Annotated in this window: 17 protein-coding genes; all 17 read left to right on the forward strand. The window is 52.7% G+C overall.

The genetic code is table 11. The features are described from left to right. Positions 1-189 precede the first annotated feature (189 nt). The gene (locus AB5213_RS16495; RefSeq protein ID WP_117774010.1) at positions 190-408 is read left to right on the forward strand and encodes a hypothetical protein; all 219 of its coding nucleotides are present in this window, start codon (positions 190-192) and stop codon (positions 406-408) included. A gap of 68 nt (positions 409-476) precedes the next feature. Further along, a complete protein-coding gene (locus AB5213_RS16500; RefSeq protein ID WP_368276975.1) occupies positions 477-854 on the forward strand; it encodes a hypothetical protein in 378 nt (125 codons plus the stop codon). An 11-nt stretch (positions 855-865) separates the two neighbouring features. Next, a complete protein-coding gene (locus tag AB5213_RS16505) occupies positions 866-2,173 on the forward strand; it encodes a DEAD/DEAH box helicase (RefSeq protein WP_195488027.1) in 1,308 nt (435 codons plus the stop codon). A 7-nt stretch (positions 2,174-2,180) separates the two neighbouring features. Then, positions 2,181-3,338 carry a zinc-ribbon domain-containing protein gene (locus tag AB5213_RS16510; RefSeq protein ID WP_368276976.1) on the forward strand — a complete coding sequence of 386 codons (1,158 nt, stop codon included), beginning with the start codon at positions 2,181-2,183 and terminating at the stop codon, positions 3,336-3,338. Between the two features lie 155 nt (positions 3,339-3,493). Beyond that, positions 3,494-3,985 carry a hypothetical protein gene (locus AB5213_RS16515; protein ID WP_368276977.1) on the forward strand — a complete coding sequence of 164 codons (492 nt, stop codon included), beginning with the start codon at positions 3,494-3,496 and terminating at the stop codon, positions 3,983-3,985. Between the two features lie 62 nt (positions 3,986-4,047). Beyond that, positions 4,048-4,599 carry a hypothetical protein gene (locus AB5213_RS16520; protein WP_368276978.1) on the forward strand — a complete coding sequence of 184 codons (552 nt, stop codon included), beginning with the start codon at positions 4,048-4,050 and terminating at the stop codon, positions 4,597-4,599. A 210-nt stretch (positions 4,600-4,809) separates the two neighbouring features. Further along, entirely contained in the window at positions 4,810-5,313 is a 504-nt protein-coding gene (locus AB5213_RS16525) for a 3'-5' exonuclease (protein WP_368276979.1), read from the forward strand. 203 nt (positions 5,314-5,516) lie between these two features. Then, complete coding sequence (locus tag AB5213_RS16530; protein WP_368276980.1) at positions 5,517-5,921, forward strand: single-stranded DNA-binding protein; 405 nt, start codon at positions 5,517-5,519, stop codon at positions 5,919-5,921. A 10-nt stretch (positions 5,922-5,931) separates the two neighbouring features. Beyond that, positions 5,932-6,141, forward strand: a complete 210-nt coding sequence (locus AB5213_RS16535; protein WP_055168042.1) for a hypothetical protein — start codon at positions 5,932-5,934, stop codon at positions 6,139-6,141. Between the two features lie 33 nt (positions 6,142-6,174). Then, on the forward strand, positions 6,175-6,747 hold the full coding sequence (locus tag AB5213_RS16540; protein ID WP_055168044.1) for a ParA family protein: 573 nt from the start codon (positions 6,175-6,177) through the stop codon (positions 6,745-6,747). Beyond that, entirely contained in the window at positions 6,740-6,976 is a 237-nt protein-coding gene (locus tag AB5213_RS16545) for a hypothetical protein (protein WP_055158124.1), read from the forward strand. Before AB5213_RS16540 ends, AB5213_RS16545 begins: the two co-directional genes overlap by 8 nt. An 18-nt stretch (positions 6,977-6,994) precedes the next feature. Beyond that, entirely contained in the window at positions 6,995-7,195 is a 201-nt protein-coding gene (locus tag AB5213_RS16550) for a hypothetical protein (RefSeq protein ID WP_195368086.1), read from the forward strand. A 51-nt stretch (positions 7,196-7,246) separates the two neighbouring features. Then, complete coding sequence (locus AB5213_RS16555) at positions 7,247-7,519, forward strand: hypothetical protein (protein ID WP_195434967.1); 273 nt, start codon at positions 7,247-7,249, stop codon at positions 7,517-7,519. 6 nt (positions 7,520-7,525) lie between these two features. Continuing rightward, on the forward strand, positions 7,526-7,882 hold the full coding sequence (gene mihF / locus AB5213_RS16560) for an integration host factor, actinobacterial type (protein WP_368276982.1): 357 nt from the start codon (positions 7,526-7,528) through the stop codon (positions 7,880-7,882). Between the two features lie 292 nt (positions 7,883-8,174). After that, positions 8,175-8,756: a hypothetical protein gene (locus AB5213_RS16565; protein WP_195479014.1), complete on the forward strand. Its 582-nt coding sequence runs from the start codon at positions 8,175-8,177 to the stop codon at positions 8,754-8,756. Positions 8,757-9,286: 530 nt separating this feature from the next. After that, positions 9,287-9,685: a hypothetical protein gene (locus AB5213_RS16570; protein ID WP_147364671.1), complete on the forward strand. Its 399-nt coding sequence runs from the start codon at positions 9,287-9,289 to the stop codon at positions 9,683-9,685. A 14-nt stretch (positions 9,686-9,699) separates the two neighbouring features. After that, positions 9,700-10,092, forward strand: a 393-nt coding sequence (locus AB5213_RS16575; protein ID WP_368276983.1) for a helix-turn-helix domain-containing protein, incomplete at its 3' end; no start/stop codon positions are given.

Below are 10,092 nucleotides of genomic sequence, written 5' to 3' on the forward strand. Positions count from 1 at the left end.
GTCTCTCCGTGGCGCGGTCGCTTGCGCTCCCTCAGATTAGGGGCTGCTCGCCCCTAATGACCCGAGTTCCATGGAGACGGCGTGGAGTCTCGCGTTGTGGAGTGTGCTGGTATGCCGCATAGCTATAATTACAGACAACGGCAAGGGGGACGGCACCGGAGCCGTCCAAAGGCAGAAAGGACGGGGCAAATGAAAATCGAGAAAAACGATATGGTCATGGTCTATGACGGGGGCGGCACTGTTCCCCACTGCAAGTATACCGGCAGGTTCGGTGACCTTACGGCATACTGGCAGGAGATTGTCTCGGATGCGGTTTATCTGTTCCGGCTGGGGGAGAGCGAGGAGTGCGACTGGCTGGTTCTCCTCGGCCAGCCTTGGTCACCGTATTCACCGGACGGCATTCGCTAAGGAGTTGAAGGGGCATCGGGAAAGAGATGTCCCTCTTTTTCGATGCAACGTAAGTAGGGAGCGTGTAAATGGATAGGTACGAGGTCATGACAGGCAAGATGATGCCATTGACCGACGGGGCGCACCGCAAATGGGGATTCACCGGAAAGGTCGTGACAAGGAGCTATGAGCGGTTGGTCGATGCACTCATTGACTTTGTTGAGACCGGAGACGGCCTGAAAGCACGGTTTCTCACAGGGTTTGCAGCGTGCTTGGCAGCGGATAGGAAATCTGTCGAGAATCGTGGGTTCGGGGTCGTGGTCAGGAAAGTCCGGTGCCATCGGGGCGAGGACGGCACGGACAGGGTATCTTCCGTAGAGACGATGCACGAACGTCGGTACACGGTCGATGATTGGCGATACGACACGGCGCATCGCGAGCAGACCGAGAACGGTCAGAAGGGTTGAAGGGATGGACAATGAGTTCCGTGATTGAGCTGTACGAGCACAACCAGAAGGCATATGACGCGCTCCTAGACATGCTTGGGGAGCGCGACCGCGCCTGCATCATCAAACCGACGGGAACGGGGAAGTTCGTCATCATCGCGAAGATGGTTCAGGACAACCCGGACAAGCGGTTCCTGCTGCTCGGCACCAACGACTACATGTTCAACGACCAGATGGCGAACCTTGCCGAGATTGCGCCGGGGTTTACGCCTGAGAACCTGCAATTCATGACCTATGCGGCAGCGATGGGAATGGAGCGCCGTAACGACTGCGTTCCGCCCTACGATGTGATAATCGCCGACGAGTTCCACCATTGCGGGGCTGAGGAATGGGGGAAGGGCGTTACCCACATCCTCAATGCGAACGAGAGCGCCAAGGTGGTCGGATTCACTGCCACCCCTATCCGCTACTCGGATGGTGGAAGGAATATGGCGGACGAGATGTTCGACGGAAACGTGGCCTATTCCATGGAGCTGGAGGAAGCGTGGCTGCGTGGGATACTGCCGATTCCGAAATACGTCACCGCTTTCTATGAAGCACCGGAGGAGCTTGGAAGGCTGGCAAAATCTATTGCCGGATTAAAGAATGAGAGAGTGATGAAGCGATTCCAGAAAAAATATGAGCAGCTTCGCCGTTCTCTTACAGAAGCAGGAGGTGTACGCGAAATCATCGCAAAGCATCTTGAAAAACGGAATGCGAAGGTCATCGTGTTCTGCCCGCGCATTGCGAAGCTCCGAGAGTTCATGCTCCTGCGGCGGGAATGGTTCGGGGCGGTAAACAGCGAGATACATGCCTATAAGACTGTGAGTGCAGACCCATACGGTTCCGAGGACTTTCAGGCGTTCAAGGATGATGAATCGGATGCCTTGAAGGTGCTCTACTGCGTGAACCAGCTCAACGAAGCCGTCCATGTCAAGGGGGTTGATGCCATCGTGATGGTCAGACCGACGAAATCACCGACCGTGTTCTACCAGCAGCTCGGACGCGTACTGTCTTCGGGAGGAAACCGAATCCCGCTCGTTTTTGACTTCTGCAACAACTTTGGTTCTATCGCTGTAGCGGAGGAAATCCCAAAACGAATGGAGAAAGCGTTCAAAAGTCGGACGGACGAAGGCGAACAACTGCCGTTCACGCCGAGCGATTTCCAAATCATTGACAACACGCTTACCTTTAAGCAGCTCACAGATGAAATTAGAAAATCGCTTCAACAGCGGTCGCGCGTAGAGGAAAAGATTGCGTTCCTTGAGCAGATAGCTCAAGCGAACGGTGGAAGGCTGTGAACGATAGATGAAAGAAGCCGATAGGGAAAAACAGGCCATAAGGTATCTTCGGGGAAAAATGGAAAGCCGCGAGCTTGAAGAGGATGAGATAGACAGACTTAATGCTATCGGTTTTCCATGGAAAGTCCAGAAGCAGGAAAAAAAGAAAATCCTGATTGATGGACGGCTCGCCGAGCTTTGGGATGAAGAAAAAAATGGCTCAGTGGAATTAGCTAAAAAATACAACAATTACTGGTGGAAGTGTCCAAATTGCGGATGCGAATGGCAGCGAGCACTTTGGATTGCGGCTGAATCGAACCTATGCCCTGCTTGTGAAGGAGGACTTACACTTGCCAAAGGCTGGAATGATTTGAAGACTGTATATCCTGATATTGCCGCCGATTGGGACTACGAGAAAAACGGAGGACTTAAGCCGAGTGATGTGATGGCGAGAAGCGGGAAGAAGGTTTGGTGGAAATGCAGAACGTGCCATGGCTCTTGGCAATGCGAGGTTAGCTATCGGGTGCAAGACAAAAAAGTATGCCCATATTGCAAAAAGAAGAAATTGCTAAAAGGATTCAATGACCTCAAGTCGCAATACCCAGAAATCGCGAAAGACTATCTCCCCGAACTCAACGACGGAGTTCCGGCAGACGAGGTAATTGTAAAATATACGGTAAAAGTCAGATGGAGATGCCATATATGCGGACATGAATGGATTTGCGCCGTGGGGTTAAGAACGAGAGAAAAGAACCCCTGCGGATGCGCCGTATGTGGGGCAAAAAGAGCGGGCAGGAAGATAAGTAAAAGAGCTGTCGAGGAGCGTGGTGCTTTATCAGTGTTCAATCCCGCATTAGCAGCTAATTGGGATTACAAGAAAAATGGTGGACTTGAACCTGATTCCCCGGAGTTTAGAACGAACCAAAAGTATTGGTTCATTTGCAAAGTCTGCGGGAGAAGTTATCAGACGAGGGCAACTATTACGAGAAAACCGGTTTGCACTGAATGTCAGTATAAGATTGGCAGGAGTGCGAAACGAAAGGTCGTTTGTGTCGAAACGGGAGCCGTGTACAAAGGTATCTCTGCTGCCGGAAGGGCAATAGGAAGGAGTGCCGCGAGCGTTAGTCATGCGCTTAAAGCCGGAACCTGTTCGGGAGGATACCATTGGCAGTATTTGGACGAATGAACGAAGGCATCCGGGAGGGTGCCTTTCTTTTTTGAACAGAATATGCAGGATGTATGGAGCCTGCCGTTATCCTGCTTGCTGGTATGCCAGTCTGCTATATTTATAGGCAGTAAAAGGGACGGTACCGAGCCGTTCAATGGCAGAAGGGAGCCAAGATGGACAGGAAGATTCGATATTTCGTCAACGGGTGGAGCTTTCGGCTCAGTTTTGCAACGCGTCCGGGTTATGACGGAGACCACGAGGATATCAGCGATGGAGATTCGTATGAGCTTGGCGAATACGAGAACTCCGAGGAAGCGCTCGCGGCGGCGGAAGCATTCATATCGACGCATGGGAACGAGGTCAATGACGAGGAAGATGGCATCGGCTCCGTCATCTACTGGACTGTAGAGGTCGAGCGTCGCGTGGAGTACAAAGAGAACGAATGGCTCCCGTGCGATGAGTCCGGGAGGATTGATGATGGTTACGGCAATGAGCCGAATGCGACCGTCGCATATCTCAGCTCACTGGAAGGAAGCCGCGAGGAGCGGGCGTTCGAGCTTGCGAAGAACGAGTATCTGGCATGGCTGGAACACAAGGCAGACCGTTATACGACGGTCTACGGTTACATGGGATTAGGTGATAGATATGAACAGCATTTGTTTTGACACCGAGACCACCGGTCTTCATCCGAACGGTAGCGACCCGGATGAGATAGGGGACGAACAGGATGGGAAAAAGAAAAACGATTGTTTGCCTTGAAACTGGAAAACAGTTCAATAGCGTGGAGAATGCAGCCAACGCTATCGGTGTATCGAGTGGTTTCATATCTCGCCAGATAAAAGCAGGAAAGCCAATTAAAGGTTTTTACTATTACTATGCTGGCGAGATGTTGCCGGATGAGTACCGTCAAAAGATAAGGAACCAAAAGAAAAAGCCAAACAACAAATCGCGCCCGGTCATCTGCCTTGAGACAGGCGAACGCTTTGAGAGCATTAGTCTCGTTTCAAGGATGCTCGGCATAAGCAAATCGAATGTATTTCACGCGATGAAAAATGGAAGTGCCGTGCATGGCATTCATTTCTATTACGGTGATGAGCTGAAGCCGGATGATTCGTTCTTCAAGCCTAAACGTAGAAGAAAGGTTCGTTGCACGGAAACCGGCGTTGTTTATGAAAGCATAAAGGACGCGGCGGAGAGAACAAAGATATCGCCGAACGGTATCGGTTCAGCTGCATCCGGGATGGCCGGTGGCTACCACTGGGAATATGCCGATGACTGATTCGGAGTGGTTACATTACCGTGACCTGAAATCACGGTGCCCGGCTTGCAAGCGCCCGGCGCATATCGCGAAGAGGGATGAAACCTTCTATTTCGTCGATGACGAATACAACCCGTTTGTCAGGCACGCCCCGGTGAAAACTATGGGTTCCTCGACTACAAGGAAGACCGTTATACGACGGTCTACGGTTACATGGATTAGGTGATAGATATGAACAGCATTTGCTTTGACACCGAGACCACCGGTCTTCATCCGAACGGTAGCGACCCGGATGAGATTCTGACCATCTCCATCATCGGAAGGGACGGTTCCGTCCTGTTGGATGAGAGGTTCCGACCGACCGTGAAGACCGAATGGCCGCACGCGAGCGCCGTCAACGGCATCTACCCGGAGGACGTGGCAGACCTGCCGACTATCGAGACAGCCATACCGCGACTGAGGGAAATCTTTGCAGGGGCGGACGAGATTATCGGCTACAACGTCGGATTCGACCTCGGATTCCTTTCCGCCGTCGGGGTGCGCCCGAGGGAGGATGCACGCATCACGGACACCATGAACGAGTTCACGTGGTTCATGGGAAGGCGCTACAAGCTGGTGGATGCCGCCGACCACATCGGATACGAGTGGACGGGCAGGGCGCACGGGTCGCTTGCCGACGCGCTCGCGACGCTTGCCGTGCAGCGATGGCTCGAACAATGGCTCGTAGCAGAGTAGATACGTGCTTAGGGCGTGTGAAGCGTTGCTTTTCACACGCCCTTATCTTTGCAGCGTAAGTGTGTGCAATCTATGTGGTTATCTTGCTCTCTGGGTTGCTGGTATTCTGGTCTGCTATATTTATAGACAGCAAGGGACGAAAGTTTTCCCGGCAGGAGGATTCCAGAATCCTCCGCAAACACCATCGAGAGATTGGAAAGACAATGGCTATCAACCGAGTGACCATCATGGGCAACCTCACGCGCGATGCGGAGCTTCGCAAAAAGGGGGATGCCACGAGTGTCCTCACCTTCGGACTCGCCATCAACGAGAAGAAGAAGGACAGCGAGACCGGCGAATATGTCGATGCGCCGGTGTTTGTCGATTGCGCCCTGTTCGGTGCGCGAGCCGAAGCACTTGCTCACTATCTCACCAAGGGAAAGAAGGTTTCGGTGGATGGACGGCTCCGCTACCACTCTTGGATGAAGAACGATGAGAAGCGCCATGCCCTTTCCGTCCTCGTGACCGATATCGAGTTTGCGGACTCGAAGGGTGCCGGGAAGGATACGTTTTCTGCCCAGGGGCAGTCTACGGAACCGGAAACGTATGATGCGGATATTCCGTTCTAGGGAGGACGGAATGCACCTTCGTGGCGATTCAGTGCGGGAAATCCCCTTCATGCTCTTCCTCGGCCTGCTATTCGCGGTGACCGTCGGATGGTGGGTGTTTCTCACACTTACGGTTTCGGTCGTTTTCGGAAACGTGGCTGCTGCGGTATTCGCCGTGTGCTCGGCACTTTCCGTCACCGTCGGTTACGGGCTTGTGCGCGCATCCGATTCCCGTGAGTAGCGTTTTTCAAACAGGACAGAAAGGACTTCTAACATGTACACGATTTTGATGCTCAATCAGAAGGGCGGGGTCGGCAAGACCACCATCGCGGACGAGCTTTCCTTTGCGCTTGAGCGTCGCGGCAAGACCGTGGCGTTCGTCACTACCGACCCGCAGGGCGGTTCCGTCCATGAGGTCTGCGATGACCCGGATTTCGCGGAGGAGTGCGATTTTCAGGTTGTCGATACGGCGGGCGTACTCGTGGGCGGTGTGAACGATTGGTGCCGCGCGGCGAATCTCATCCTCGTACCCATGCTTCCGAGCACGCGCGACATGGAGCCGACGCTGAGAACGCTCGATATCGTACGTGAGTCCGGCACTGGCGCAAAAGCGTATGTCATCGTCAACAACTTTTATGCCTACGGCACACTCGACCGTCAGCTCGTGGAGTACCTTGAGGGCGAGGAGGTTCCAATCATCGCGAAGATTCCCCGCGCCGTTGCCCTCTCACGTGCCGCAGCAGCCGGTGTGTCCGTGGCGGATTACGACCCGAAGAGCCATGTGGTCGCCCCGATTGAGCTGCTTGCAGATTCGGTTCTGAACGAAGAGGAGAAGAACAATGGCTAACAAGACCACAGCGAACGCGTTCATGGCGAGCGCGCAGAAGTCCAAGCGCGAGATGGCGGATATCCAGAAGGAAGGTTCCGGCAAGCATGAGACGGACGAGGTGGAACTCAAGAAAATCAGTCTCCTCATCCCGGCTTGGCTCCACAAAGAAGCGCAACTCCACCGCGTCGAGACGGGGGAGAGCATGACCAAGCTCATCGTCCGACTGCTTGCCGAGGAGCTTGGTTAAGGGGATGGTGATGAAGGGATGGGCTTGATGGTAACGGAATCGGAAAAATCGAAGCACGACATGCTGCGTGCGATGCGGAAACACATACGCGAGAATGGCATCACAGACTTCACCGATTTTCAGGACTGGTGCGATGAGAACAACGACTGCTGGTCGCTAGCGCTCGATAGCGGACTTTCGCCGGTTATTGAGAAATACATCGACGGGCGCTTTTATTAGAGAAGAAGCGAAGCCGGTAGCCGGATTCATTTCGGAAGAGGGGTATGGAAGATGAACCTAATCACCATGGTTCCCGCCACCGCGAAGTTTTTCGAGCAGATGCGGGCGATGCGAAGGTACATCGTCGAGAACGGTGTCACCGAGTTCGCGGTATTTCAGAATTGGTGTGATGAAAATAACAGGAGGTGGGCGGAAGCACTCGACAGCGGATGTGCTGATGCTATCGAGAAGTTCATCGCCGATTGGAACGGTCGGGCGGATGCAGGCCGTTGGAAACACGCGGCGCAGGCGGACGATAACGTTTGGGATAACGAGTTGAAGTAGGAAGCAATGATGACCGAGAAAGAGAACCATCTGCCGAACCTTAGCAGCGAGGAGCGTGCCCATGCGCTAGAGCTTGCCATGCAGGCTCGCAGGCGCTATGCAGCACTCAAAGCTCGCGTGAAGTCCGGCGAGCTTACGTTCACGGATGCGATGGACGAGAAGGATGCGAAACGCATTTTGGTCGCATCTCTTCTGCAAAGTGTTCCGGGCATCGGTGCGAGCAAGGCGGAGTTCATTATGCGTCTGTACCGGATTTCTAAAAGCAGGCGTGTCGGCGGACTCGGCATCCGGCAACGCGAAGCGCTGGTTGCTCTGGAAAAGAACGGCTGGAAACTCGGCTTACTCGAACAGAGCAATTCGTGATGTATCCGAATTGGACGCATTGGTGCGACCTAAAGGGAATCTGCCCCATTTGCGGTCAACCCGCACACGTCGGAACGAGCAAAAGGACGGGCAGGCATTTCTGGCTTCACGACAAGTATGATATGTACGAATACTATAACGGTCATGGCATTCAAGGTCTTTGATATTGCAACGGCGGCTTGCAATCCGAATTAGCAAATTGATTTTCAACGAAATCGTGGATAGTGAAAACGGGCACTAATCGAGGTGCCCGTTTTCATATTGAAGCAATGAGAGAAATGGGATGCGCATCATGGGAAATCTCTATACCGATAATTTAATCGGCACCGTGATAGGGCTTTCGGTTGCAGATGATTGGGAAGGTGCCAGACGCGAGTGGGAGATAGTCGGATGTGAGGTTGACGAAACCCATTCTGCAACATGCGTTTGCGGAAAGGAGGGGCTTCGCTATGTCTATACGATAGCGAATACGGAAACCGGGGAAACACTCTCTCCGATTGGGTCGAGTTGTATCAAGAAGTTCGAGCAAAGCGATATGGACGAGGAACTTGCCGGTTGGCAGCAAGCCATCAAACTGATGGAGGAAGCGGCGAGAATCGGAAAAGAGGATTACGTCCATCTGCATAGCGGAAGTTACTCGCGCAAGCTCCTGTACTTCCTGTACGAGCAAGATGCGTTTCGACCGACAAAGTACAACGGATATGATGGTTATAACGACTACCTATTCTTGCTTGACATGTTCAACGGAGGATTCTGTTCGGAAGCGCAGGAGAGAAAATGCCAAGCTATCATCATGCAATCCATCTACCCATGGCTGAGAAATCTCTGGAAGAAAAGTAAATCGCAGAAAGGGAAAATAGATAATGGGAAATAACGCTCGGTGTCCGGCATATCTTGCCAAGGCGATTGCTTCCAAGTAGCGGTTGTTACGCAAGAATGTTCAGAAGGCTCAGGCCGGGTCTTCGATGGAATTGATTTTGTCTTCGCAGATGATGGGAACCCGAGGTGGCGGCACCTCGGGTTCTTGGTTTCCGGGCAAGCCGGAAACCCCGCAGAAAAGGCATGGGAAAGGGTGCGGCGGCACCCCCTTTTCCATGCCTTTTCTGCTCTCGCACTGATAGAATATCAGTGCTCACCGGCCAAGGCCGCTCTTCGAGTTGCAAGATTTGGGAAGCGTATATACAAAGTCACGTAAACGAGACTTTTCCATACACTTCCATCTTGCTCCCGAGCGGCTTTCGGAGCCTTGACGGGAGGACGCTTACGCTTAACGAATCGACAATTTAGGATTGCCGGTTCCCGTAACTCAGCAAAGCGAACCGTCGCTTTCGTGTCATAGTCAAACGGTGGCGGCACCGATACGACTATGAGATTTTGAGAAAATACAGAAGGGGAGTGATGAAGGTGGCAAAAAGAGAAACCGCAGTACTCATCAGATTGTCTGAACGTGAGAAGAGAACGCTTAAGCGGAAAGCCGCGAATTACGGTATGACGGTTTCCGATTACGCCCGGACGCTACTCATCAATTCTGACGATGCGACAATCAAGGTCATCGACACCGAGCCTTTGAAAAAGGCAGCACACGAACTCGCGAAGCAGGGAACAAACCTAAACCAGTTCATGAAGTTCCTGAACACCTACGGCGCGAAGGTGTTCGACCCGGAGGAAGCGAAACGCGTTTTGGAGAAAGAGGTCTCGTCGTTTTCCGAAATCATGGAAGCGCTCGCGGCGCTCCGAAGAGAAGCAAACCGGAACAACATCCATCTGCAAATAGAGGACTTCGACAACCTCGATAACGAATGACAGGATATATGGAAATGGCTAAATGCAATCGTAAGCAACGGCTTTTGGGAAAGAGCATTAGAAGAATACGGATGCGTCGGAACATGACGCAACGAGAACTGGCGAATGCCGCAGGTCTAGGGGAATCGGCTTTTAGAAGCTATGAACTCGGTGAGCGTAGTCCGAAGCAGAATACGCTCGAACGGATAGCGAAAGCACTCGATGTAGCACCCGCATGTTTCGACACTTACGGCATTGAGCACTATGACGAACTCATGCACGCACTTTTCCTTTCAGAGGAAGCGTTCGGCATTAAGCCATGCGCGGATGGAAGCATCCGGTTTACCGACAAAACAATCCAGTCGTGCGTTTGCACATGGTGGTCTTGGAAGGAGTTTTTGAAGGAAGGAAAAATCACAAGAGAGGAA

This window comes from Coprococcus sp. RTP21204st1_G4_RTP21204_210225 (assembly GCF_040915385.1).
Classification (GTDB): Bacteria; Bacillota; Clostridia; order Lachnospirales; family Lachnospiraceae; genus Allocoprococcus; species Allocoprococcus comes.

Excerpts from the sequence above, each read along its gene's own strand:
- AB5213_RS16535 (WP_055168042.1), top strand. The coding sequence starts at position 5,932 with ATGCACCTTCGTGGCGATTCAGTGCGGGAAATCCCCTTCATGCTCTTC.
- AB5213_RS16545 (WP_055158124.1), top strand. The coding sequence starts at position 6,740 with ATGGCTAACAAGACCACAGCGAACGCGTTCATGGCGAGCGCGCAGAAG.
- AB5213_RS16530 (WP_368276980.1), top strand. The coding sequence starts at position 5,517 with ATGGCTATCAACCGAGTGACCATCATGGGCAACCTCACGCGCGATGCG.
- AB5213_RS16550 (WP_195368086.1), top strand. The coding sequence starts at position 6,995 with ATGGGCTTGATGGTAACGGAATCGGAAAAATCGAAGCACGACATGCTG.
- AB5213_RS16510 (WP_368276976.1), top strand. The coding sequence starts at position 2,181 with ATGAAAGAAGCCGATAGGGAAAAACAGGCCATAAGGTATCTTCGGGGA.
- AB5213_RS16495 (WP_117774010.1), top strand. The coding sequence starts at position 190 with ATGAAAATCGAGAAAAACGATATGGTCATGGTCTATGACGGGGGCGGC.
- AB5213_RS16555 (WP_195434967.1), top strand. The coding sequence starts at position 7,247 with ATGAACCTAATCACCATGGTTCCCGCCACCGCGAAGTTTTTCGAGCAG.
- AB5213_RS16540 (WP_055168044.1), top strand. The coding sequence starts at position 6,175 with ATGTACACGATTTTGATGCTCAATCAGAAGGGCGGGGTCGGCAAGACC.
- AB5213_RS16515 (WP_368276977.1), top strand. The coding sequence starts at position 3,494 with ATGGACAGGAAGATTCGATATTTCGTCAACGGGTGGAGCTTTCGGCTC.
- AB5213_RS16565 (WP_195479014.1), top strand. The coding sequence starts at position 8,175 with ATGGGAAATCTCTATACCGATAATTTAATCGGCACCGTGATAGGGCTT.
- AB5213_RS16505 (WP_195488027.1), top strand. The coding sequence starts at position 866 with ATGAGTTCCGTGATTGAGCTGTACGAGCACAACCAGAAGGCATATGAC.
- AB5213_RS16525 (WP_368276979.1), top strand. The coding sequence starts at position 4,810 with ATGAACAGCATTTGCTTTGACACCGAGACCACCGGTCTTCATCCGAAC.
- AB5213_RS16500 (WP_368276975.1), top strand. The coding sequence starts at position 477 with ATGGATAGGTACGAGGTCATGACAGGCAAGATGATGCCATTGACCGAC.
- mihF (WP_368276982.1), top strand. The coding sequence starts at position 7,526 with ATGATGACCGAGAAAGAGAACCATCTGCCGAACCTTAGCAGCGAGGAG.
- AB5213_RS16520 (WP_368276978.1), top strand. The coding sequence starts at position 4,048 with ATGGGAAAAAGAAAAACGATTGTTTGCCTTGAAACTGGAAAACAGTTC.